Here is a 24306-nt window from a genome sequence, read left to right as displayed (position 1 = left end):
CCGGCCGAAGGCGACGCACAGCAGAGGGAGCGCAGCGCCATGGCAGCCAAGATCCTGATCGTGACCGGCGACGCGGCGGAGTCACTGGAGGTCCTCTACCCGTACCAGCGACTGCGCGAGGAGGGTTACGAGGTCCACATCGCGGCCCCCGCCCGCAAGACCCTCCAGTTCGTCGTCCACGACTTCGAACCCGGCTTCGACACCTACACCGAGAAGCCCGGCTACACCTGGCCCGCCGACCTGGCCTTCTCGGAGGTCGACCCGGGCCAGTACGTGGCCCTCGTCATCCCCGGCGGCCGGGCCCCGGAGTATCTGCGCAACGACCCCGAACTGCGCAAGATCCTCAAAGCCTTCTTCGAGACCGACAGGCCGGTGGCCCAGATCTGCCACGGCCCCCTGCTCACCGCCGCCGTGGACAGCCTGCGCGGCCGGCGCGTCACGGCTTACCCCGCGCTGGAACTGGACATGCAGGCGGCCGGCGCCGTCTACCAGGACGCGGAGGCGGTGGTCGACGGCACACTGGTCTCGTCCCGCGCCTGGCCGGACCACTCAGGCTGGATGCGTGAGTTCCTCGAGGTGCTCCGCGCCAAGGCCCCGGTGAGCTGAGTCAGCACATGCCGGCGCCGTACCCGGAGCGCCGCGCGCCGCGAGCGCCGCTCCGGTTGCGCCGCCGGCCCCCGGGAACGGCGCCACAGCCGGAGCAGTTCCGCACACCGGCAGCGCGCCAGCCCGAGCAGCGCGTATGCCAGAAGCGCGCCAGCCCGAGCAGCGCCGCACACCGGCAGCGCGCCAGCCGGGGCAACGCCCCCGGCCCGATCAGCCGGCCCCCGGCCCGAGCAGCGCCGCAGCTCAGGCCACCAACCGCTCGGCCTCCTCCACGGCCTCCTCCAGGCTGTCCACGACCGGCACACCCACCACCTCCAGACTGGCCCGGCTGTGCGACCCCCCTGTGTAGAGCACGGCCCGCGCCCCGACCCGCCGTGCCGCCACCGCGTCATCGGCGGCGTCACCGATCACCACCGTGCGCCCGGGCACCACCCCGGCGATCTCGCGTATGTGCCGCACCATGTGCTCCGCCTTGCTCCCCCCGGACGGTCCCGTCCGCCCGTCCACCCGGACGAAGTGCCGTTCGATCCCGAACCCGCGCACCAGCGGGATCAGTTCGTCATGCACGTACATGCTCAGCAGCGATTGGCTCCGCCCCTCCGACCGCCACCTGGCGAGCAACGCCGGCACACCGGCGGTGAGCCCGCAGGCCACCCGGTGCTCCGCGTAGTACCGGTGGAACACCGAGTCCATCTGCTCCCACTCGGCGTCCGTGGGCAGTCGGCCCATCAACCGCTCGTAGAACTTCGGCACCGGCACGCAGTAGAGCTCCCGGTACTGCTGCAGGGTGATCTGCGCGATCCCGAGTTCCGCGAAGGCCGCGTTGGTGGCGCCGATGATCGCGTCCGTGTCGTGGAACAGGGTCCCGTTCCAGTCCCACACGATGTGCGCTGCTCCGTGCTTCCCCATGACAGAGACGGTACCCACCACCACCGACAGTCCAGTCGGGGCATCCGGACCGGAGCGGGCGGGGCAGCGGTAACGGCAGTGCCAGCGGCAGCGGCAGCGGCAGCGGCAGCGGTAATGGCAACGGCGGTTCCAGCGTCGGCGGCAGCGGCAGGGAGCCGCTCAGTCCCCGCGCTCAACCAGGTTGGGAATCTCCTGCGTGGCGTACCACAGCAGTTCATGGTCCTCGGCGCCGTCCACGGTGAACTGCGCGTCGTCGTCGCCCGCGTCCGCCGCCGGCAGTGCCGCCACCGCCGCGGCCACGTCCTGCTCCGCGTCGTCCGCGTCGATGTGCACCGCCGCGGCCTTGGCCAGCGCGATCGGCCCGGCGACCCGTACCTCGCCGAGTGCTGCCGGGTCGAGCCCGCGGTCGGGGTCGGCTACGGCCGTCCCGTCGGGTACGTCGACGGCGACCACGACCCTGCGCCGCACCGCCCCGGTCTCCGCCGCGAGCAGTCGAAGCGACGCCAGCGCGGCCCGGCTCAGCGCCGCGTACTCGAGTTCCTCGATGTCGTCGGACAGGTACCACTCGCGCATACCGGGCGTGACGGCGTAGGCGACCAGCGGTGCCGGACCGATCTCTCCGGCCTTGTACGCCTCGGCGAGCCCGGGGAGGGTCAGGGGAACGTACACGCGCATGACCGATCGCTTTCGTCGTCGAGAGCCTTCTGGTCCGAAGAGGGCCTTCAGTGGTCGAGAGGGCCTTCAGGATACGTGCGGGAGGTCCCCCATCGGGCCCGTACCCACACCCCCGGGCACCGTCCACCCCACGCCCGGTTGTCACCCACCCCCGCCCAGGTCCCCCAACGATTCCACTCCAGCGGACCACCCTGATAGGTGAACCCCCACCGCGCTTCCCCGCGTCCCCGAGGTCCTTGCATTCCGCGCCTCCCGCCTCGTACAAGATCCCCGACATGAAGTTACTTCCCGGTAGAGAACCGGGCGAGACACGGGGCCACACCACCATGAACAAGGTCATGACCAGGACGAATCCCCGCCCACGGCCGACAGCCGGCGCACCGGGCGCGGGCACCCGCCCGCCGAACCGCCGCGACCCTCGACGCCCGGGCCCGTCCCGCCGAACCCCGGCCCGGTCCTCGGCCCCGGCCTTGCCCTCGGCCCCCGCCCCAGCCGCAGGCCCAGCGGCGTCCCCGGCCCCGCCGTCGTCCGCGACCGCGGACGCAGCCCCGGTCGGTGGGGCAGGAGCGGCGCCCGCGACCGCCCCACCCGTCCCCGCCCGCCCCACCGACGTCTTCGCCGAGCGCCTCCTGGCGGTCCTCAGCGGTCAGCGCCCCGTCCACTGCATGCTCCGCCACACCGTGGGCCGCGCCTACGACGAGCTGGCCTGGCTGGCGGAGCGCAGCCCGCTGCGCACCCACGGCGCCCGCCCGGTCGTCCACGACATCGGCTACTACGTCCCCCGCAAGGGCGCCCTGGAGGTCTTCGCCCGCATCGCGGCGGGGGACCGCCTGCGCGCCATGGCCTTCCGCCTGGAACGCGGCCAGGACCTGCGCTGGCGCTGCACAGCGGTGGAACTCGGCGGCGAACGCATGCCGCGCCCGAAGGACGACTGAGGCCGATCAGACGTCCAGCACCTGCGGACACGCACAAGCCGTCCGACGCTCGACGACGAGGCCGACAAGGCCTCACAAGGCCGACAACGGCCGGCCTGAGCGACAACCCCCAGGAGGCCCACCAGGGCCGGAGGGAGCAAACCTGAGGGCACGAGAAGGGCCACAACGAAGCAACCCCGACCACGCGAAGCCGCATGGAGCAAACCACGGCCACGCGAGGCACACACAGCGACCACCCGACGGACCACACGGACCAAACCGCGACCACCCCACGGACCGCACAGACCAGACCGCGACCACCCGACGGACACACAGAGCACCACGACCATGCCACGCCGAACGGAGCAAACCCTTCGCCGACGAGCAGGAGACTCCCCAGGAACAGCCAGTCCTCTCGGGCGGGCCGGCCACGCCAGGCCACACCGCGACCACCCGACGGGCCACCCAAAGCAGCCCGCCGGCACGCGAACCGCCGCACGGAGCAACCCGCAGGCCTCCGCGCACGGCGGCTCCCGCCTCCGGGACAGCCGTGTGCAGCGGAGTCCGGCGAGCCGTCCGCCGAGTCCCGACCCCGTCCGGTCGGGCCGGCACGCGGCACGCGGCACGCGGCACGCGAAGGGCCGGGCGCCCAAGGCGCCCGGCCCCTCGAATCCGCTCAAGCGAGCGCAGCGCTACTTCTTGCGCCGCCCCCGGCTCTTCTGCTGCTTGCGCCGCTCCGCACGGGTGAGCCCATCGGCCTCGGACCGCACCCGCTCGCCGCCGTTGTCGAAGTCGCCCTCGACGATGTCACCCTCGCCGTCCACCTTCGGCGCGGAGAAGTGCAGGCGGTCCGGGCGGCGCGGTGCCTCGAGACCCTTGGCGCGGATCTCCGGCCGGACGCTGGCCTGCGCCGGCACGGTGTCTTCCTTCTTCTCCAGCACGGGCTTGGCGTCCTCAACCGGGACCTCCTCGACCTGCTGCTCGACCTGGACCTCCAGGTTGAACAGATAGCCGACGGACTCCTCCTTGATGCCGTCCATCATGGCGGTGAACATGTCGAAGCCCTCGCGCTGGTACTCGACCAGCGGGTCCTTCTGCGCCATCGCGCGCAGGCCGATGCCCTCCTGGAGGTAGTCCATCTCGTAGAGGTGCTCGCGCCACTTGCGGTCCAGCACGGACAGCACCACGCGGCGCTCCAGCTCACGCATGATCTCCGAGCCGAGCTGCGCCTCACGGGCCTGGTACTGCTCGTGGATGTCGTCCTTGATCGACTCCGCGATGAACTCGGCCGTCAGACCGGCCCGGTCACCGGCCGCCTCCTCCAGCTCCTCGATGGTCACCCGCACCGGGTAGAGCTGCTTGAAGGCGCCCCACAGCCGGTCCAGGTCCCACTCCTCGGCGAAGCCCTCCGCGGTCTCGGCCGCGATGTACGCGTCGATCGTGTCGTCCATGAAGTGCTGGATCTGCTCCTGCAGGTCCTCGCCCTCCAGCACACGGCGGCGCTCGCCGTAGATGACCTCACGCTGCCGGTTGAGCACCTCGTCGTACTTCAGGACGTTCTTGCGTGTCTCGAAGTTCTGCGTCTCGACCTGCGACTGGGCGGAGGCGATCGCCTTCGTGACCATGCGGTTCTCGATCGGCACGTCGTCGGGCACGTTGGCCATGGACATCACGCGCTCGACCATCTGCGCCTTGAACAGCCGCATCAGGTCGTCGCCGAGCGAGAGGTAGAAGCGGGACTCGCCGGGGTCGCCCTGACGTCCGGAACGACCGCGCAGCTGGTTGTCGATACGCCGCGACTCGTGCCGCTCGGTGCCGAGCACGTAGAGCCCGCCGAGCGACTCGACCTCGTCCTTCTCGGCCTTGACCGCCTGCTCGGCCTTCTCCAGGGCGGCGGGCAGGGCGTGGGCCCACTCCTCGATGTGCTCCTCGGGGTCGAGGCCGCGCTGACGCAGCTCCGCCTCGGCGAGATCCTCGGGGTTGCCGCCGAGCTTGATGTCCGTACCACGGCCGGCCATGTTGGTCGCCACGGTGACGGCGCCCTTGCGGCCGGCCTGGGCGACGATCGTCGCCTCACGGTCGTGCTGCTTGGCGTTGAGCACCTCGTGCTGGATGCCGCGCTTGCTCAGCTGCTGCGAGAGGTACTCGGACTTCTCGACCGACGTCGTACCGACGAGGATCGGCTGGCCCTTCTCGTGCTTCTCGGCGATGTCGTCGACCACCGCCTCGAACTTCGCGACCTCGGTGCGGTAGATCAGGTCCGACTGGTCCTTGCGGATCATCGGCTTGTTGGTCGGGATCGGGACGACGCCGAGCTTGTAGATCTGGTGGAACTCGGCGGCCTCGGTCATCGCCGTACCGGTCATGCCGGACAGCTTCTTGTAGAGGCGGAAGAAGTTCTGCAGGGTGATCGTGGCGAGGGTCTGGTTCTCGTCCTTGATGTCAACCCCTTCCTTCGCCTCGATCGCCTGGTGCATGCCCTCGTTGTAGCGGCGGCCGGCGAGGATACGGCCGGTGTGCTCGTCGACGATCATGACTTCGCCGTCCAGGACGACGTAGTCCTTGTCCTTCTTGAAGAGCTCCTTGGCCTTGATGGCGTTGTTCAGATAACCCACCAGCGGGGTGTTCACCGACTCGTACAGGTTGTCGATGCCCAGCCAGTCCTCGACCTTGGTGACACCGGACTCGTGGATGGCGACGGTGCGCTTCTTCTCGTCGACCTCGTAGTCGCCGGTCTCCTCGATGCCCTTGAGGGGGTTGCCGGGCTCGCCCCGCTTCAGACGGGTGACCAGCTTGGCGAAGTCGCCGTACCACTTGGTGGCCTGGTCGGCCGGGCCGGAGATGATCAGCGGCGTACGCGCCTCGTCGACGAGGATGGAGTCGACCTCGTCGACGATCGCGAAGTTGTGGCCCCGCTGGACCAGTTCGTCCTTCGACCAGGCCATGTTGTCGCGCAGGTAGTCGAAACCGAACTCGTTGTTCGTGCCGTACGTGATGTCGCAGTTGTACTGGTCGCGGCGCTGGGACGGCGTCATGTTCGCGAGGATGCAGCCCACGCTCAGGCCGAGGAACCGGTGGACGCGGCCCATCATCTCCGAGTCGCGCTCGGCCAGGTAGTCGTTGACCGTGATCAGGTGGACGCCGTCACCCGAGAGGGCGTTCAGATACGCGGGCAGCGTGCCGACCAGCGTCTTGCCCTCACCGGTCTTCATCTCGGCGACATAGCCGAGGTGGAGCGCGGCACCGCCCATGATCTGCACGTCGTAGTGCCGCTGGCCGAGCACGCGTTTGGCCGCCTCGCGCACGGTCGCGAACGCCTCGGGAAGCAGGTCGTCGAGGCTCTCGCCGTCTGCGTACCGCTGCTTGTACTCATCGGTGAGGGCCCGCAGCTCGGCGTCGGAGAGGTCGACGAAGTCCTCTTCGATGGAGTTGACCTGGTCCGCGATGCGGTGCAGCTTGCGCAGGATCTTGCCTTCGCCTGCACGCATGATCTTCGAGAGGACGGACACGGGGGTTGGTCTCCTTGGCGGTCGGGCCTGGGACGGTCGGTTTCCTTTGACTTACTGAGCAACGGCCATCGTAAGCGAGGACCCCGGCACGCCGGGAGATGCGCCCGCACGACAGTCAATAGGAGAACGGACGGGCCTCACGGTTGGTGCCGCGTTCCGGCCGCGAAATGTAATCGTCCTCTCACGGAGCGCCAAACGGATGGCACCCCAGTCGGGCCCCCGAGGAGAATCAGGCGATGGAACCCGTAACCCTCACCTCCCGGCGGCTGCTGCTGCGCACCGTGGATCCGTCCGACGCCGACGCCGTGTACGACGCCTGCCAGGATCCGGACATCCAGCGCTGGACCACCATCCCGTCGCCCTATCTGCGCGAGCACGCGGAGAGCTTCACCGGGCAACTGGCCCCGGACGGCTGGGCCGACGGCTCCATGCTGAACTTCGGCGTCTTCCTCCACGACGGCACTGCCCGCGGCGGCGACCTGGTGGCGATGCTGGGCATCTCCATGCGCTCCCTGGGGACCGGTGAGATCGGCTTCTGGGCGGCGAAGGAACACCGGGGCAACGGCTACGTGACCGAGGCCGCGGTCCTCGCCGCGCGCTGGGCGTTCACCGAGGTCGGCCTGGACCGGGTGGAGTGGCTGGCCGAGGTGGGCAACCAAGGCTCCCGCGCGGTGGCCGAACGCGCGGGCTTCACCGTGGAGGGCGTCCTGCGCTCCGGCATCAACAACAAGGGCGTACGCCGCGACTGCTGGGTGGGCTCGCTGCTCCCGTCCGATCTGGGTCTGCCATCCACGGCACCGTACCTGCCGGCCCGCCGGTAGCAGCCCCGCACTCCGACACGGGGCGGGCACCCTGCCGCGGGCGAGCGCCCTGCCGCCGGGGCGGCCGGGCGCGGGCGGAAACCCCGACACGGGACGACCGGACGCCGGGCGGGCCGGAATGCCGGGCGCGCACCCCGCCGGGGGCCGGACGCGGGGCGGCCGGAATGCGGGCGGAAACCCCGACACGGGACGACCGGACGCCGGGCGGGCCGGAATGCCGGGCCGGCACCCCGCCGGGGGCCGGACGCGGGGCGGCCGGAATGCGGGCGGAAACCCCGACACGGGACGACCGGACGCCGGGCGGGCCGGAATGCCGGGCGCGCACCCCGCCGGGGGCCGGACGCGGGGCGGCCGGAATGCGGGCGGCCAAAGCGCAGTTCACACCGCGTTGTCAGTGCCACCGCCTATCGTGCGGCCATGACGAGTCTCCCGCCGCCGACCACCGAACTCTCCGCCGACGAGGCCCGCCGCATAGCGCTGCGGGCGCAGGGCTTCCTGGGCGCTCCCGACCGCAAGGGCGGTGTGCGTGGAGTCCTGCGACACCTGGGTGCGGTCCAGCTCGACACGATCTCGGTCCTGGCCCGCTCCCACGAACTCGTCCCCTACGCCCGCCTGGGCGCGGTGGGCCGCGCCACGGTGGACCGCGCATACTGGACACCGGGCCCCGGCGGAGCCCCGCACGCCTTCGAGTACTGGTCGCATGCCGCGTGCATCCTCCCCATCGAGGAGTGGCCCCACTTCGCCTTCCGCCGCCGCGCCTACCGTGCCCGTCCGCACTGGAACCACGAGCTGCCGGACGGCGCGTACGAGCAGGTGATCAAGCAGTTGCGCGCCGAGGGCCCGCTCACCGCCACGGAGTTGGGCGGTGCGAAGCGGACCAGCGAGTGGTGGGACTGGTCGGGTGCGAAGGTGGCCGTCGAACGCGCGCTGATGCACGGCGAGGTGGTGTGCGTCGAACGGCGCGGCTGGAAGCGGGTGTACGACCTCGCCGAGCGCGCCGTCCCCGAGACACTGCTCCACGACGAACTGGACGACACGGAGTGTCTGCGCCGACTGGTCCTGCTCGCCGGCCGGTCACTGGGTGTCGGCACCCGCGCGGACATCGCCGACTACCACCGGCTCAAGGGCGAACAGGTGGACGCGGTGATCGCGGACTCGGGCCTGGTTCCGGTGACGGTCGAGGGCTGGGGCAAGCCCGCCTGGGCCGATCCGGCGGCACTGGCGTCTCCCCCGCGCGGCCGACACCGTACGACGCTGCTGTCGCCGTTCGACTCGCTGATCTGGGAACGGGCGCGTACGGAGCGGATGTTCGGCTTCACCCACCGCCTGGAGGCCTACGTCCCCAAGCCGAAGCGGGTGTACGGCTACTTCGCGATGCCCGTCCTGGCCGGTGGCCGGCTGGTCGGCCGCGTGGACCCGGCCCGTGAGGGCCGCACCCTGGTGGCGAAGCAGGTGACTCTGGACGGCGCCAAGTCCGCTCCGGCGGTGGCCCGGGCCCTGGTGGAGGCGGCGGGCTGGGTGGACTGCACGGCCGTACGCGTGGACCGGGTGGACCCACCGGAGCTCCGTGAGCCCCTCACAAGGGAATTGGCCCTGGCCCTCGCCTGAGGCCGCTCGACTGATGCCCTTCGGCTGGTGCCCCTCGGCTGTCCCCCTACCCCGGCCGATCCCTACCGGATTTCGAGGATCTTCTCCCGCATCGCGTACACAACGGCCTCCATCCTGGAGTGCAGTTGCAGTTTCTCCAGGATGTTGCGCACGTGGTTCTTCACGGTGTTCTCCGAGATGAACAACTCCTTGGCGATATCGCGGTTGTTCATCCCGGTGGCCACCAGCTTGAGGACTTCGAGTTCACGGTCGGTGAGCCGGGGCGCCGGCACGAGCCGGCGCTCGTCCGTGCGCTGGATCATCGACTTGAATTCGGTGAGCAGCTTCGACGCCATGGAAGGGCTGATCTGCGACTGCCCGTCGGCCACGGCGCGAATCGCGGTGGCCACTTCGTCGGTGGAGATCTCCTTCAGGAGATAACCGGTCGCACCCGCCTTGATCGCGTCGTAGAGATCAGCCTCCTCGTCACTGATCGTCAGCATGATGATCTTGGCGCTGGGGGCGACTTCCTTGATGGAGGTGCACGCCTCGATCCCACCGCGTTTGGGCATCCGCACATCCATCAGCACGATGTCGGGCAGCAGGTCGGCCGCCTTGTCGACCGCCTCGGCCCCGTCTCCGGCCTCGCCCACGACCTGGATGTCCTCCTCGGCGGCGAGCACGATCTCCAGGCCCCGGCGGAAGAGGGCGTGGTCGTCCACGACGAGGACCCTGATGGGCTCCTTGCGCGGGGAGCCCGCGTCCGGGCCCATGCCGACGACGCCGTCGTCGGCATCCTCGTCATGCATCGGTCCGAAGCTGTCCGCCATCGTTCCTCCCCCTGAAGGCCGTCGGCCCTGGGTCGCGTGCCGCACCCAACGCGGAGCGGTGGCCCGCCGGTTGGGGCCGGTGCGGCCATGATTCCATGCCTGGCCGTCGCCATGGTGACAGAGCGCCACGAGAAGTGGTCGCACGCCGGTGCCCCTGGGGGCGCACGCGCACTCCAGGGGCACCGGTCCAGCGGTCATCGAAGAGGTCGTCAGCCGCCGAGTGCGCCGCCCCCGCCGGGTGACTGCGCCTGGGCGACCATCGGGTCCGTACTGAGGTGAATCACGCCGTAGTCATAGGCGTGCCGCCGGTAGACGACACTCGGTTCCTTGGTCTCGGAGTCGATGAACAGATAGAAGTCGTGTCCGACCAGCTCCATCTCGTAGAGGGCCTGGTCGAGGGTCATCGGGGATGCGACATGTGTCTTCTCACGGACTACGAGGGGGCCTTCGCCTTTCACTTCGAGCGAGCCGATCCTCCTCGTCGGAACGCCGTCCGGCTCCTCCTCCCGGACCGCTTTCCCGTTGCCGTTCAGCGTCGCCGCGTCCGGTACGTGGTCGGCGACCTCCGCGGCCGTGAGCCTGCGGGCGCCGCGCCGGGTGTGCCGTTTGTCGTGCTGCCTGCGCAGTCGCGCCTCCAGCTTGTCGGTCGCCAAGTCGAGCGCCGCGTACGGATCGCTGGCCGCGGCCTCCGCCCGGATCACCGGACCGCGGGAGCGGAGCGTGATCTCCACTCGGTCTGAGCGGTCGGCCTGTCGGGGGTTGGGCTCCTTGGACACCTCGACGTCGAGGCTGATCACCTTGGCGTCGAGCCTCTGGATCTTCTCCAGCTTCAGCTTCTCGGCCACGTGCTTACGGAACCGCTCCGGCACCTCGGTCTTGCGGCCCTTGACGACGATGTCCACGCAGAACTCCGTTCCCGGATCGCTCCGCTTCGACGGCGGAGCATCTCCCTTGTGCACCAGGCCCCGGTACGCCCCGGAGCCTCGGACTCGGTGACTTCCACCTCCTCCTCCCCCATGGGCAAGATCTCCACCCCGCCGGCCCGGGTGATTGCAGAAACCCATGGCACGGCATTCCGATTTGCGAGGTACGGCCTGCGCCTTTCCCTCACAACCGAACATATCTCGCCCGGACGGATGTCGTCACCCTCTACTGCGGCGTACCTCCGTTCAGGTGAATTGACCCTCTCGCTACCTGCAACGACGCAAGTTCGTAGTCAGTTCCGATTCATTTCCGAAGAATCCGGCGGGGCGGCGACCACGGCTGCTCCGATCTGGTCCCCGAGGCCGTTCACCTCCGCATTTGCAGCGTTCGCTGCTGTCCGACCTTCCCACAGTCCGGCCGCTTCTACCGTCCCTTCCCGAGCCGCGCATCCGGTTACTTCGCCGTAGGTATCGGCACCGGCGTAAGAACCCGTGTCCCGGCGCCATCCCGTACCGCCGTCCGCGCCCCGATCGGTGAATACGGCACGCACCGCCCGCACGGCCTCCGCCAGCGAGGCCCCGGTCGTCATCACGTCGTCGACCACGACGATCCGCCCACCGTCGGCCAGCAGCCGACCGGCTCCGGCCGGCACCTCAAGGGCACCCGCGAGGTTCGCCAGTCGCTGTCCTGCGTCGAGCCCCGCCTGGTCGGCGACGAGCCGGCGCTGCCGCAGCACCCCGAGCACCCGGGCCGCCACTCCGGCCCGCCGGAGCTCCCCCGCCGCACAGAGCGCGATCCGGCGCACCGGGTCGTGCCCCCGGGCCCGTACGGCACTGCGCGCCGAGGGCACCGGCACGAGCACCAGCGGCGCGGCCCGGCCCCGCGCCGTCCGGCTGTGCACCGTCCCCTTCGGCATCGTGTCCTGCGCCGTCCCCTCCAGCACCATGTCGTGTGCGGTCCGGTGCGCCACCATGCCCTGCGCCGGCCAGTCCCCTGCCGTCCGTCCGGGCTCCGCGCATACACCGGCCCAGACCGCGCCCGCCAGCGCACGCCCCAGCGGCCGCGCCAGACCCAGTACCCCCCGTTCCTTGTGCGCAAGCACGATCGCCCGCACCTCGTCCTCGTACACGGCGGCCGCATGAACCGTGGGCAGGCCCGTCGCCCCCGGTGCCGGTCGCGCCCGGCGCGGCGCGGCGCCGTACAACGCGCCACGGCATCGCGTGCACAGCGCCGTGCGCGGCTCTCCGCAGCCCGAGCACTCGGCCGGCAGGACCAGGTCGGTGAGGTCCCGCCACCACCCCCGCATGCGCACCACTGTGCCAACACGCGGGCGGCCCGGCCAGGCCTGTGGAAAACCGCCTGTGGACAACTCCGGGCACCGGCGGCAGGTCATCCCCCACACGGGTGACGGAGCGGTGCGCCGACCCAGAGCGGACCACTCACCCCGGGTAGACCGGCGCCGTCCCGTCGACCATCTTCTGCCACTGCGCTCCGGAGGACAGCCGTACGATCCCGTCCTCCGAGTGCGCCACCAGCGGCATGCCCTCGTCATCGGACGCGGCGATCTCCTTCACCCCCGTGAGAGCGGACGGCGGCTGGGTGTCCGGCGTGGAGCCGTCGCACTGCACGTACCGCATCTGCTGGACCCCGCCGGACTCGCGCCCGACCACGACCAGACGGCTGTCCCCCGCCCAGGACATGGCCGTGACCTCCTCCATATGCGGTGCCGCGGGCCGCGGATCGTGAACGGTGACCACTGGGCTCCCACCCGTCTGGGAGGTCTGCCGCTGGATCCGCCCGATCTGCAACGAGGTCCTGCCACCGTCGTTCACGATCAGTGCGATCCGAATGCCGTCCGCGGCCACCCGCACGGCCTGGACGCGTCCCTCGAGCCCCGGCGTGCGGACCTGTATCGGCTCCCCGGCGCCCTTCTCCAGCAGCAACAGCCGGGGATCCTCGGGATCCCGGTCGGCCACCCACAGATCACCGCGCACGTCCCAGCTGGGCGTCGCCAGGCCGTCCTTCTCCGACTTGGACTTGCTTTCCAGCACCGGTTCGCCCAGGGAACTCCCCGACACCAGCGACCCCACGTACAGCTCGTGCCCGTCGACGGACACGCCGGCGGCACTGTCCTCGTCCAGCGCGACCGCCGCCGACCGCAGCGGCTTGCTGCCCTCGCCCAGTGCGCCCGGCACCGGCTCGGGATCGGTGTCGTTGCCGCCGCCCGGGACCCGGACGAGCTGGCCCTTGGGGTCGAGGAAGTACTGGTAGTTGGGTTCCCTGCCCGTGCCGTGGGACGCGATGACCGCGGCCCGCTCGTTGGTGAGCACGCACAGCTGGGTGCCGTTCGAGCGCTGCAGTTCCACCTCGTCGACCCCGGTGGGCGTGAGGTTCTGCAGGGTGAACAGCAGCTGGGCCGCCATCCGGTCGCACTTGCGCGAGACGACGCCGTCCGCCTTCGAGTTCAGCTGCACCTTCAGCTTGCCCTGGTCATCAGGGGTCAGCGAGGTGACGCCGCTCTTCAGCGTGGTGCCCTCGGGGAAGCTGGAGCGTGCCACCGGCCGCAGCCACTTCGTGGGCCCCTCCAGCAGCGAGCGGACCATCTCCGTCAACGGGTCCACCTGATCACGCACATAGACGGGGTCGGCGACGGTGGCCAGCTGCCCGCTCGTGGCGTCCGTGGTGTCGGAGGTGAAGTAGTACTTGTTGACCGACACATAGATGCGCTCGAAGTCGGACTTCCCCATCACCACACCCTGGGGCACCACATCGATCCGCCACTGCTTGCCGCTCATTCCGGGCACGTCCTGCAGGCTGAGGTGCACCGCCTGCTTGTAGGAGCTGTCGTCCGGTGAGTACGCGTTCTGCGCGTCCACCCGCGCGACCTTGGTGCCCCGGAGTTCGTAGGTGTTCTCGTTGTCGCCGTCGCGGGCACCCCCCGGCTGCGCCACGGTGTTCGGCCCGTCCGCGAGCACCGTGACGGAGTCGTCCGGACGCCAGCCGGCCGAGGCCTTCTTCGTCAGGTACTTGCGTGCCGTCTCGTACCGCGGCTCGTCGCTGACCAGCGCCTCCAGGAAACCCTGCACGATCTCCGTCGGGCCCGCCTTGTCGCGCGGCGGTACCGCGACGACCCGCACCTGCGGGTCCGGCCGCTGCGAGGCGTCGACGTCGCGCAGATCACCGTTGTCGGGCATCGACGCGCATCCGCCCAACAACAGGGCGCCGCAGCCGATGTACGCCGCCGCGCGCAGGGTTCGCCGACGGCGGCCCTGTTCAGCGCCCACGGAATGCCTCCCCTTGCTTCACCTGCTCCGGCTCCGCGCCGGTCACACGGCCGTTCCCGGTCGATTCCGCCGCCACGTCCGACGACTCCTGCCCTCTCCCACGGGTCCCCCCGCTTTCGGCGGCCGGCCCCCGGCCATCCGGCCCGACGGGTCCGGCGGGTTCGCCCCGTCCGGCGGGTTCGCCCCGTCCGGCGGGTTCGCCCCGTCCGGCGAGTTCGCCCCGTCCGGCGAGTTCGCCCCGTCCGGCGAGTTCGCCCCGTCCGGCGAGTTCGCCCCGTCCGGCGAGTTCGCCCCGTCCGGCGGGTTGCCCAAGTCCGTCGGGTTCGCCGCGTCCGGCCGGTCCGGGCGACGCCCCGCCGTCTCCGTCTCCGCCACCGTCGTCTCGCGAAGTGGCCGATTCGGCCCGCTCCGGCCCGCCCGGCTGCCCGCTCGGGGCGGTCCGGGCCGCGGAGGGTCCGGACTCGGCCGTGGACGGCTCGGACGTGCCACTCGCCGGCCGGGTCACCGAACGCGGCACCACGCGTGCCCCGTTGCCCGGCAGCGCCGCCGGATCGACCGGCCCGGCCGTCGGCGGCAGCAACGGCGGAACCCCCCGGCCCGCGATCGACGACGCCGGCACCGTCGCGACCTTGTCCGACCCGCCGAGCGGCAGACCGGCGTCGTTGAGGCCGCGGTTGCGCCGCGAGTCCTTGGGCTCCAGGGGTATCGGCGAACCTCGCAGCGGCTCGTCCGCCGTCCGCGGCAGCGTCAGCCGGAACTGCGAACCGCCGCCCGGCTCACCCCACGCCTGCAGCCAGCCGCCGTGCAGCCGCGCGTCCTCCAGGGCGATGGACAGACCGAGCCCCGTCCCGCCCGTGGTACGCGCGCGTGCCGGGTCCGCCCGCCAGAAACGGCTGAACACCCGGGTGGCCTCGCCCGGCTTGAGCCCCACACCGTAGTCGCGCACGGCGACCGCGACCGCACCACCCGCCGCGGCGAGCTTGACGATGACGTCCTTGCCCTCGCCGTGCTCCACGGCGTTGACGACGAGATTGCGCAGCACCCGCTCCACGCGCCGGGCGTCCGCCTCGGCCACGACCGGCTGCTGGTCGCCGACGACGCGAATGGTCGTGCCCTTGCGCTCGGCGAGCGGCTCGGCGCCGCTGACCACCCGTCGTACGACTTCCCTGATGTCTATCGGCTCGGCCTCCAGCGCGGCCGCGCCCGCGTCGAACCGGCTGATCTCCAGCAGATCCGCGAGCAGCGACTCGAAACGGTCGAGCTGGTCGGCCAGCAGCTCCGCGGAACGCGCGGTCACCGGATCGAAGTCCTCGCGCGCCTCATGGATGACGTCGGCGGCCATCCGCACGGTCGTCAGCGGTGTGCGCAGCTCGTGCGACACGTCCGACACGAACCGCCGCTGCATCCGCGACAGCTCCTCCAACTGCTGGATCTTCAGCTGGAGGTTCTGCGCCATCTTGTTGAAGGCCTCACCGAGCCGGGCGATGTCGTCCTCCCCGGTGACCTTCATCCGCTCCTGCAGATGCCCCGCGGACAGCCGCTCCGCGATCCCCGCGGCCATCCGCACCGGCGTGACGACCTGGCGCACCACGAGCCAGGCGATGGCCCCGAGCAGCACCACCACGAACAACCCCGCCGTCGCCAACGTGCCCTTCACCAGGCTGAGCGACTTCTCCTCCTGGGTGAGCGGGAAGATGTAGTACAGCTGGTAGGGGTTGCTGTGCGGGTCATTGACCTTCTTGCCGATGACCAGCGCCGGCTGGGAGGCCTTCTCGTCGTCCTTGTAGAAGACGCGGGTGTAACTCTGTGCGGGCACGATGCTCCGGTCGATCCGGCGGCGCAGATCCTCCGGCACGCTCGCCACCGCGTCCACGCCACCCGAAGCACGCGGCCCGCGATTGCCGCTGTTGTCCTCGGCCGCGACGGAGCTCAGCGTCACCACGTCGAACGCACCCTGGCCGCCACTGGACAGCGAGGACACGAGGTCGTTCAGCCAGACACTCACGTTCCGCGACGGCGGCCCGTCCTCGCCCGCGGCATCGCCGCCGCGGGAGACGGCATCGTCGTCCGCCCGCTGCTTGGCCACCGCGAACCCGCCGGTGGCCTGACTCTGCGAGGCCTTCACTTTGGCGTCCAGCAGACCGTTGCGCACCTGGCCGATCACCACGATGCCCAGCAGCAGGACCACGCCCAGCGACATCAGCAGCGTGGTGACGACGACCTTGAGCTGGATGTTGCGCCGCCACAGCCGCACGACCGGCAGCACGGGCCGCCGCGCCCAGCGCACGAAGAGCCTCAGGACGGGGCTGCCCTGCACCCCGCCCTGCAGCAGCCCGCCGTCCAGGAACCGCGCCCAGCGCGAGCCTGTCGTCTCACGGCCGACAGGCCGCCCCGCGCGGTCCCCGGGCCGGCCGGGCGCCGAAGCGGCACTGTCCCGGGTCACGTCAGCTCGGTCCCGCCTTGTAACCGACGCCACGTACGGTCACCACGATCTCCGGCCGCTCCGGGTCCTTCTCGACCTTCGAGCGCAGCCGCTGCACATGCACGTTCACCAGCCGGGTGTCCGCGGCGTGCCGATAGCCCCACACCTGCTCGAGCAGCACCTCACGGGTGAACACCTGCCACGGCTTGCGTGCCAGCGCCACCAGCAGATCGAACTCCAGCGGCGTCAGCGCGATCGACTGACCGTCCCGCTTCACCGAATGACCGGCCACGTCGATCACCAGATCGCCGATGGCGAGCTGCTCCGGCGCCGGCTCCTCGGACCTGCGCAGCCGCGCCCGGATCCGGGCCACCAGCTCCTTCGGCTTGAACGGCTTGACGATGTAGTCATCCGCCCCCGACTCCAGGCCGACGACCACGTCGACGGTGTCGCTCTTGGCGGTGAGCATCACGATCGGCACCCCGGACTCGGCCCGGATCAGCCGGCACACCTCGATGCCGTCCCGGCCGGGCAACATCAGGTCCAGCAGCACCAGATCGGGTTTGGCCTCCCGGAATGCAGCCAGCGCCTTGTCGCCGTCGGCCACGAAAGACGGCTCGAAACCTTCACCACGCAGCACGATGCCCAACATCTCGGCAAGTGCGGTGTCGTCATCGACGACAAGGACTCGTCCCTTCATAAACGACATCATCCCATTAGCTAAATCGTTACTTGGCGTGAACTGGCACACAGCTCCTCGAGAGCCTCGGCAGTCACCGGAGACACAACACCTTCTTCTGTGACAATCGCGGTCACCAGTTCCGGCGGCGTCACGTCGAACGCCGGGTTGTACGCCTGGGTCCCCAGCGGTGCCACGGGAATCCCTGCGCCCGCTTCCGGGCCCACCACCGGCGCCTGCGGCACCGCGATGTCGGTCACCTCATGACCGGCCCGCTGCTCGACCTCGATGGCCGAACCGTCCGGGGTGTCCGGATCCACCGTCGTCACCGGAGCCACCACCACGAACGGCACATGGTGGTACCGGGCCAGCACCGCGAGCGGATACGTCCCCACCTTGTTCGCCACCGAACCGTCGGCCGCGATCCGGTCCGCCCCCACCAGCACGGCGTCCACCTCACCCGCCGCGAACAACGAACCCGCCGCGTTGTCCGTCAGCAGCGTGTACGGCATCCCGCCGCGCGCCGCCTCGTACGCCGTCAGCCGGGCACCCTGCAGCAACGGCCGCGTCTCATCCACCCACAGTCTGCGCAGCCGCCCGTTCCGGTGCGCCGCCAGCGCCACCGCGAAGGCCGTGCCCTCACCACCGGACACCAGCGCCCCGGTGTTGCAGTGCGTGAGCACCCGGTGCCCACCACCCGGCAGCAGCTCGTCGAGCAGCGCCAGCCCGTGCGCGGCCATCCGCGCGCTCGCCTCCGCGTCCTCCCGGTGCAGCGCCCGCGCCGCGGCCAGCGCGGCCTCGGCCGCCCGCTGCGGCCCGGCACCCCCGGCGATCGCCGCCCGGTACGCAGCCCGCGCCCTGCGCACCCCCACGGAGAGGTTCACAGCGGTCGGCCTGGCATGCTCCAGCGCCCGCGCGGCGTCATCCACGTCGAACCCCCGCGCGGCCGCCAGCGCCACCCCGTACGCCCCGGCGATCCCCAGCAACGGCGCACCGCGGACCGCGAGCGTACGGATCGCCTCCACCAGCGCCGGTGCGTCCGTGCACACCAGCTCCACCTCCTCCGCCGGCAGCCTCGTCTGGTCGAGAAGGACCAGCACCGGCCCTTCGGGAGGCTCGTCCCAACGGATCGCGGGAGTCTCCGCCGGCGCACTGTCGTCGCGGGCTTGCGCGTACTGATCAGCCATTCGACCAGTCTGCCCCGTGCCGGGCGGACAATTGAAGGAGTGCAGGCCAAAGGTGTGCAGTCCATACGCCCTACGGCGGCCGGTCACTCCACCGGCACACCGTGGCACGATGGCAGCCAACCTGCCGCCGCGACCGCGGACGGGCACCGTGAAGGAGCGACGATGAACGACACTCCGGGCTGGGCCTCGCCCGGATCTGCCCCGTCCGACGGACAGGAACCGGACAGCCCCGGTCCCACTCAGCCGTCCGACCAGCCGGGCACGGGCCAGGGCGAGCCCCCGTCGAAGTGGTCCAAGGAGCAGCCCCCGCCCAGCCAGTGGTCCGCGCCGGGCCCTCAAGGCCCCGGCCAGGCCCCGCCGCCTCCCCCCGGCCCGGGCTGGGGAAGCCAACCCCCGGGCGGCTACGGAGGTCCCGGCGGCGGTTACGGCGCACCCGGCGGTCAGGGCGGCGGCCCCGGGGGCTGGGGCGGCGGTTACGGCGGACCCGGCGGTACCGCCGGCTGGGGCGGCCCCTGGGGCGGTCCCCCGCCCGCGGCCAAGCCCGGTGTGATCCCCCTGCGCCCCCTCGGCGTCGGCGAGATCCTCGACGGCGCCGTCTCCACCATGCGCACCCACTGGCGCACCGTCCTCGGCATCTCGCTGACCGTCGCCGTCGTCACGCAGATCGCCGTCATCCTGCTCCAGGGCCTCGTCCTGAACGACACGGGCACCGTGGACACCCTCAACGACCCGAGCGCCTCCTTCGAGGAGGTCTCCCGAGCCCTCGGCAGCACCCTGGTCAGCTCGGCCGTCGTCCTGCTGATCACCCTGCTCGGCACCATCGTGGCCACGGCCCTCCTCACGACCGTGACCAGCCGCGCCGTGCTCGGCAGATCGGTCACCACCGCCGAGGCCTGGCGCGACGCGCGGCCACAACTGCCCGGGCTGTTCGGCCTGACCCTGCTGCTGCCGCTCATCGCCGGGCTGATCGTCGGCGTCGGCGCCGTTCCCGGCGTGATCATCGCCGTCGCCGGCAACGGCGACGCGGGCGTACCCATCGCCGTCCTCGGCGCCCTCGTCACCTTCATCGTCGCCGTCTGGCTGATGATCCGCTTCTCGCTCGCATCGCCCGCCCTGATGCTGGAAAAACAGGGCGTCTTCAAGTCGATGGCCCGCTCCGCCAAACTCGTCCGCGGCTCCTGGTGGCGGGTCTGCGGCATCCAGCTGCTCGCGGCGATCATCGCGAACGTGGTGGCGTCGATCATCGTCATCCCCTTCACCTTCGCCGCCGCCGCGCTCAGCGGTGACACCATGACCGGCTTCCTCTCCAGCGGCACCGGCAACGTCGGATGGACCTTCCTCATCGTCAGCGGGATCGGCTCGGTGGTCGGGTCCATGCTCACGTTCCCCATCAACGCCGGCGTCACCGTGCTGCTCTACATCGACCAGCGCATCCGCCGCGAGGCACTCGACCTCGACCTGGCCCGCGCCGCCGGTATCCAGGGCTACGGCGGAGCCCCCGGCACCACCGCGGGGGGCTGACGGGGTGGGGGTGACGGGGGGAGTCCGCTCGGCGCTTCCGGCGCTGCTGCGCTCCGGCGACGAACCGCCGGTGACGATCCCGCGCGACCCCGCGCGGGAGGCCGCCAGACGTGAACTGTCCAAGCGGATGTACCACGAGAACGACCCCAGCCTCTTCCAACGCGCCCTCGACGCGTTCTGGGACTGGGTCGACAAGCTGTTCACGGCCGCTTCGGGCGCCGCCCCCGGCGGCACCTTCGGCCTCGTCGTGATCGCGCTGGCCGTCATCGCGGTCCTGGCCGCCCTGTGGTGGCGCATGGGCACCCCCCGCCGCACCCCCACCTCGGCCGCCCCGCTCTTCGACGACCGGCCGCGCACCGCCGCGGAGCACCGCTCAGCCGCCGAAGCCCACGCGGCCCAGGGCCACTGGAACCAGGCCGTCCAGGAACGCATGCGCGCCATCGTGCGCTCCCTCGAAGAACGGGCCCTCCTCGACCCACGCCCAGGCCGCACCGCCGACGAGGCCGCCGCCGAAGCGGGCCGCTCACTGCCCGCGCACACCGACCGACTACGCGCCGCCGCCCGGGATTTCGACGACGTCACATACGGTGGCCGCACCTCCACCGAAGCCACATACCAACGCCTCACCGATCTCGACCGCGACCTGGAACGCACCAAACCCGTGCTCGTGACCGCCAACGCCCACAGCACGGCCCACAACTCCCGCCAGGGAGCCGCCGAATGACCACGGAGGCCACGCTCCCGACCACCTCGGTCTCGCCCACCGCCCGCCTGCTGTGGACCCGCACCCGCGGCCTCCTGCTCGCCCTCGTGTTCCTGCTGGCCGCCGCCGTCGTCATCGCCGTGGTCCGCTCCGGCGCCCAGCACGGCAACCTCGACCCGCGCTCCGCCGACCCCTACGGCAGCCGCGCCGTCGCCGAACTCCTCGGCGACCGGGGCGTGTCCACACGCGTGGTCACCACCGTCGACGAGGCGCGCGCCGCCGCCGGCCCCGACAGCACCCTCCTGGTCGCCGTACCCGACCTGCTGACCGACCGTCAGCAGTCCCTCCTCCACACGGCGACCCGCCGCTCCGGCGGCCGCACCGTCCTCGTCGCGCCCGGCCCCCCGTCCATCAGCACCCTCGCGCCCGGAGTCACCGCCGACCCCACGACGAGCTTCAACTCCACGCTCTCCCCGGGCTGTTCGCTGCCCGCCGCCGAGCGCGCCGGCCGGGCCGACACCGGCGGCATCCGCTACCGCACCAGCGCCCCGGGCGCCGACACCTGCTACCCCAGCGACGGGCTGCCCACCCTGGTGCGGATCCCCGACGCCTCCGAGGGCGGCGACACCGTACTGCTCGGCGCACCCGACATCCTGCTCAACAACCGCCTCGAGGAGGAGGGCAACGCCTCGCTCGCCCTCCAACTGCTCGGCTCCCGCCCCCATCTGGTCTGGTACCTCCCCACGCTCTCCGACTCGGCCGTCACCGGCTCCGGCGACCGCAGCTTCTTCGACCTCATCCCGTCCGGCTGGCTCTGGGGCACCCTCCAACTCACCATCGCCGTCGCCCTGGTCGCCCTCTGGCGGGCACGCCGCCTCGGTCCCCTCGTACCCGAACGGCTTCCCGTGGCGATCCGCGCCTCCGAAACCGTCGAAGGCCGCGCCCGCCTCTATCGCAAGGCCACCGCCCGCGACCGCGCCGCAGCGGCCCTGCGCTCCACCACCCGCACCCGTCTCGCCCCCCTCGTCGGCGTCCCCCCGGCCCAGGCACACGCGCCCGAGGCCCTGCTGCCCGCCCTGCCCGCCGGACTCACCGGCCACCAGGACGGACAAGCTCTGCACTCCCTCCTCTTCGGACCGCCGCCCCACGACGACGCGGCACTGATCGCCCTCGCCGACCAACTCGACGCCCTCGAAGGAGAGGTACGCCGTTCATGATGGACCCGACCACTGACAACGCCGGACATTCCGGGGATCCGGGCACCGCCCACACCGCCCTGGAAGCCCTGCGCACCGAGATCGCCAAAGCCGTGGTCGGCCAGGACGCCGCAGTCACCGGTCTCGTCGTCGCCCTCCTCTGCCGCGGACACGTACTGCTGGAAGGAGTCCCCGGGGTTGCCAAGACGTTGCTCGTCCGCGCCCTCGCATCCGCACTCGAACTCCAGACCAAGCGCGTCCAGTTCACCCCGGACCTGATGCCGAGCGACATCACCGGCTCCCTCGTCTACGACGCCCGCACCGCCGAGTTCTCCTTCCAGCCCGGCCCGGTCTTCACCAACCTGCTCCTCGCCGACGAAATCAACCGCACCCCGCCCAAGACCCAGTCGTCCCTCCTCGAAGCCATGGAGGAACGCCAGGTCACCGTCGACGGCACCCCGCGACCGCTCCCCGAGCCGTTCCTCGTCGCCGCGACCCAGAACCCGGTCGAGTACGAGGGCACATACCCCCTCCCCGAGGCCCAACTGGACCGGTTCCTCCTCAAACTGACGATCCCTCTGCCGTCTCGCCAGCACGAGATCGACGTCCTCACCCGTCACGCGGAAGGCTTCAACCCGCGAGACCTGCGCGCCGCCGGCCTGCGCCCCGTGGCCGGCCCGGCCGACCTCGAGGCCGCCCGCGCCGCCGTCGCCAAGACCACCGTCTCTCCCGAGATCACCGGCTACGTCGTCGACATCTGCCGCGCCACCCGTGAGTCCCCGTCCCTCAGCCTGGGTGTCTCACCGCGCGGCGCCACGGCGCTCCTCGCGACGTCCCGCGCCTGGGCCTGGCTGACGGGCCGTGACTACGTCATCCCCGACGACGTGAAGAACCTCGCCCTGCCGACGCTCCGTCACCGCGTGCAGCTGCGGGCCGAAGCGGAGATGGAGGGCGTCACGGCCGACTCCGTCATCAACGCGATCCTCGCCCACGTCCCTGTACCCCGCTGATGGCATTCACCGGACGCGCCGCGCTCCTCGCGGCACTCGGCACCCTCCCCGTCGGCATCTGGGAACCCAGTTGGACGGGCATCCTCGCCGTGAACGCACCGCTGGCTCTGGCCTGCGCCTGCGACGTCGCGCTGGCCGCGCCCGTGCGCCGTCTCGGCCTGACCCGCTCCGGCGACACCTCCGTACGCCTCGGCGAAGCCGCGGACGTCACGCTCACCGTCGCCAACCCCACCACCCGACCGCTGAGGGCTCACCTCCGCGACGCCTGGCCGCCGAGCAGCTGGCAGCCCGGCACCGAAGTCGTGGCCTCCCGCCACCGCCTCACCGTTCCGCCCGGGGAACGCCGACGCGTCACGACCCGGCTGCGCCCCACCCGCCGCGGCGACCGGGAGGCGGACCGCGTCACCATCCGCTCCTTCGGCCCACTCGGCCTGTTCGCCAGGCAAGGCACCCACAAGGTCCCCTGGACGGTACGCGTCCTGCCGCCGTTCACCAGCCGCAAGCACCTCCCCTCCAAGCTGGCGCGCCTCCGCGAACTCGACGGGCGCACCAGTGTCCTCACCCGCGGCGAGGGCACCGAGTTCGACAGTCTCCGCGAGTACGTCCCGGGTGACGACACCCGCTCGATCGACTGGCGCGCCACCGCCCGCCAGTCATCGGTGGCCGTCCGCACCTGGCGCCCGGAACGCGATCGGCACATCCTCCTCGTCCTGGACACCGGCCGAACGTCGGCCGGACGGGTCGGTGACATCCCCCGCCTCGACGCCTCCATGGACGCGGCCCTGCTCCTGGCCGCCCTCGCCTCCCGGGCCGGCGACCGCGTGGACCTGCTGGCCTACGACCGCCGTGTACGAGCCCGGGTCCAGGGCCGCGCGGCGGGCGACGTCCTGCCTTCCCTGGTCAATGCGATGGCACCGCTCGAGCCGGCACTCGTCGAGACGGATGCCCGCGGCCTCACCGCCACAGCACTCCGCACGGCTCCGCGCCGCTCCTTGATCGTGTTGCTCACAACCCTCGACGCAGCTCCCGTGGAGGAGGGCCTGCTGCCCGTACTGGCCCGGCTCACGCAACGCCATACGGTGCTGCTGGCCTCCGTCGCCGATCCCCACATCGCCCGTATGGCGACGGCCAGGGGCACCCCGGATGCCGTGTATGAAGCCGCTGCCGCGGCGCAGGCCCAGACGGAACGCCAACGCACCTCCGAGCAGCTCCGCCGTCACGGCGTCACCGTCGTCGATGCCACCCCGGAGGATCTGGCGCCGGCACTGGCGGACGCGTATCTGGCGTTGAAGGCCGCAGGACGTCTGTGAACGAGCCAGGGCCCGCGAGGGTCCTGGAAAAGGCCGCAAAGGCAGGCGGTAAAACGCAGAAAGGCCCCGCACCGTAAAGGGTGCGGGGCCTTTCTCAATATTTGTTCGGCGGCGTCCTACTCTCCCACAGGGTCCCCCCTGCAGTACCATCGGCGCTGTAAGGCTTAGCTTCCGGGTTCGGAATGTAACCGGGCGTTTCCCTCACGCTATGGCCACCGA

At 71.3% G+C, this 24306-nt stretch carries 19 protein-coding genes and 1 rRNA gene; 9 read left to right on the top strand and 11 right to left on the bottom strand.

All coding sequences use genetic code 11. From position 1 onward, the window contains the following. The first annotated feature begins 39 nt into the window (after nt 1-39). A complete protein-coding gene (locus EF387_RS40565; RefSeq protein WP_128381617.1) occupies nt 40-606 on the top strand; it encodes a DJ-1/PfpI family protein in 567 nt (188 codons plus the stop codon). Nucleotides 607-849: 243 nt separating this feature from the next. Here EF387_RS40565 and EF387_RS40560 read toward each other — a convergent pair whose 3' ends face one another. Both EF387_RS40560 and EF387_RS40550 read right to left on the bottom strand, forming a co-directional pair. Next, nucleotides 850-1515 (bottom strand): HAD family hydrolase, encoded by a 666-nt coding sequence (locus EF387_RS40560; protein ID WP_128381616.1) that lies wholly within the window; start codon nt 1513-1515, stop codon nt 850-852. Nucleotides 1516-1674: 159 nt separating this feature from the next. Further along, a complete protein-coding gene (locus tag EF387_RS40550) occupies nt 1675-2190 on the bottom strand; it encodes a DUF6912 family protein (protein WP_128381615.1) in 516 nt (171 codons plus the stop codon). 275 nt (nt 2191-2465) lie between these two features. On the opposite strand from EF387_RS40550, the gene EF387_RS40545 reads away from it, so the two are divergent. After that, the gene (locus tag EF387_RS40545; RefSeq protein WP_420802685.1) at nt 2466-3125 is read left to right on the top strand and encodes an Rv3235 family protein; all 660 of its coding nucleotides are present in this window, start codon (nt 2466-2468) and stop codon (nt 3123-3125) included. A gap of 671 nt (nt 3126-3796) precedes the next feature. On the opposite strand, the gene secA is transcribed toward EF387_RS40545, so the two are convergent. Next, on the bottom strand, nt 3797-6613 hold the full coding sequence (gene secA, locus EF387_RS40540; RefSeq protein ID WP_128381614.1) for a preprotein translocase subunit SecA: 2817 nt from the start codon (nt 6611-6613) through the stop codon (nt 3797-3799). A 236-nt stretch (nt 6614-6849) separates the two neighbouring features. On the opposite strand from secA, the gene EF387_RS40535 reads away from it, so the two are divergent. Together EF387_RS40535 and EF387_RS40530 are read left to right on the top strand one after the other, a co-directional pair. After that, the gene (locus EF387_RS40535) at nt 6850-7434 is read left to right on the top strand and encodes a GNAT family N-acetyltransferase (RefSeq protein WP_128381613.1); all 585 of its coding nucleotides are present in this window, start codon (nt 6850-6852) and stop codon (nt 7432-7434) included. A gap of 417 nt (nt 7435-7851) precedes the next feature. Next, nucleotides 7852-9042 carry a winged helix-turn-helix domain-containing protein gene (locus EF387_RS40530; protein ID WP_128381612.1) on the top strand — a complete coding sequence of 397 codons (1191 nt, stop codon included), beginning with the start codon at nt 7852-7854 and terminating at the stop codon, nt 9040-9042. Between the two features lie 62 nt (nt 9043-9104). On the opposite strand, the gene EF387_RS40525 is transcribed toward EF387_RS40530, so the two are convergent. The 7 genes from EF387_RS40525 to mtnA form a co-directional block, all read right to left on the bottom strand. Further along, complete coding sequence (locus EF387_RS40525; RefSeq protein WP_128381611.1) at nt 9105-9851, bottom strand: response regulator; 747 nt, start codon at nt 9849-9851, stop codon at nt 9105-9107. Nucleotides 9852-10060: 209 nt separating this feature from the next. Next, nucleotides 10061-10753 carry a ribosome hibernation-promoting factor, HPF/YfiA family gene (gene hpf / locus EF387_RS40520; RefSeq protein WP_420802684.1) on the bottom strand — a complete coding sequence of 231 codons (693 nt, stop codon included), beginning with the start codon at nt 10751-10753 and terminating at the stop codon, nt 10061-10063. Nucleotides 10754-11067: 314 nt separating this feature from the next. Beyond that, a complete protein-coding gene (locus EF387_RS40515) occupies nt 11068-12081 on the bottom strand; it encodes a ComF family protein (protein WP_128381609.1) in 1014 nt (337 codons plus the stop codon). A 133-nt stretch (nt 12082-12214) separates the two neighbouring features. Then, nucleotides 12215-14059 (bottom strand): LpqB family beta-propeller domain-containing protein, encoded by a 1845-nt coding sequence (locus tag EF387_RS40510; RefSeq protein WP_238431979.1) that lies wholly within the window; start codon nt 14057-14059, stop codon nt 12215-12217. Continuing rightward, on the bottom strand, nt 14049-16502 hold the full coding sequence (gene mtrB, locus EF387_RS40505) for an MtrAB system histidine kinase MtrB (RefSeq protein ID WP_238431978.1): 2454 nt from the start codon (nt 16500-16502) through the stop codon (nt 14049-14051). The genes EF387_RS40510 and mtrB overlap by 11 nt, the downstream gene beginning before the upstream one ends. A 1-nt stretch (nt 16503) precedes the next feature. Continuing rightward, the gene (gene mtrA, locus EF387_RS40500) at nt 16504-17193 is read right to left on the bottom strand and encodes a two-component system response regulator MtrA (RefSeq protein ID WP_187283109.1); all 690 of its coding nucleotides are present in this window, start codon (nt 17191-17193) and stop codon (nt 16504-16506) included. Nucleotides 17194-17201: 8 nt separating this feature from the next. Further along, the gene (gene mtnA / locus EF387_RS40495; protein WP_128381608.1) at nt 17202-18347 is read right to left on the bottom strand and encodes an S-methyl-5-thioribose-1-phosphate isomerase; all 1146 of its coding nucleotides are present in this window, start codon (nt 18345-18347) and stop codon (nt 17202-17204) included. A gap of 162 nt (nt 18348-18509) precedes the next feature. Between mtnA and EF387_RS40490 the strand changes: the two genes are divergently transcribed. From EF387_RS40490 to EF387_RS40470, 5 genes are read left to right on the top strand one after another with little or no spacing between them, the layout of a single operon-like run. Beyond that, nucleotides 18510-19868, top strand: coding sequence for a glycerophosphoryl diester phosphodiesterase membrane domain-containing protein (locus EF387_RS40490; protein WP_128381607.1), 1359 nt, complete (start codon nt 18510-18512; stop codon nt 19866-19868). Nucleotides 19869-19872: 4 nt separating this feature from the next. Continuing rightward, a complete protein-coding gene (locus tag EF387_RS40485) occupies nt 19873-20592 on the top strand; it encodes a DUF4129 domain-containing protein (protein WP_128381606.1) in 720 nt (239 codons plus the stop codon). Further along, nucleotides 20589-21788, top strand: coding sequence for a DUF4350 domain-containing protein (locus tag EF387_RS40480; RefSeq protein ID WP_128381605.1), 1200 nt, complete (start codon nt 20589-20591; stop codon nt 21786-21788). The genes EF387_RS40485 and EF387_RS40480 overlap by 4 nt, the downstream gene beginning before the upstream one ends. Continuing rightward, a complete protein-coding gene (locus EF387_RS40475; RefSeq protein ID WP_128381640.1) occupies nt 21788-22777 on the top strand; it encodes an AAA family ATPase in 990 nt (329 codons plus the stop codon). The genes EF387_RS40480 and EF387_RS40475 overlap by 1 nt, the downstream gene beginning before the upstream one ends. Beyond that, entirely contained in the window at nt 22777-24087 is a 1311-nt protein-coding gene (locus EF387_RS40470; RefSeq protein ID WP_128381604.1) for a DUF58 domain-containing protein, read from the top strand. The genes EF387_RS40475 and EF387_RS40470 overlap by 1 nt, the downstream gene beginning before the upstream one ends. Nucleotides 24088-24190: 103 nt before the next feature. Here EF387_RS40470 and rrf read toward each other — a convergent pair. Then, nucleotides 24191-24306, bottom strand: a 5S ribosomal RNA gene (rrf, locus tag EF387_RS40465).

Source organism: Streptomyces cavernae (genome assembly GCF_004023625.1).
GTDB lineage: Bacteria > Actinomycetota > Actinomycetes > Streptomycetales > Streptomycetaceae > Streptomyces > Streptomyces cavernae.
The sequence above is the reverse complement of the archived record's forward strand: the minus strand, read 5'-3'. Positions and strand labels throughout refer to the sequence as shown.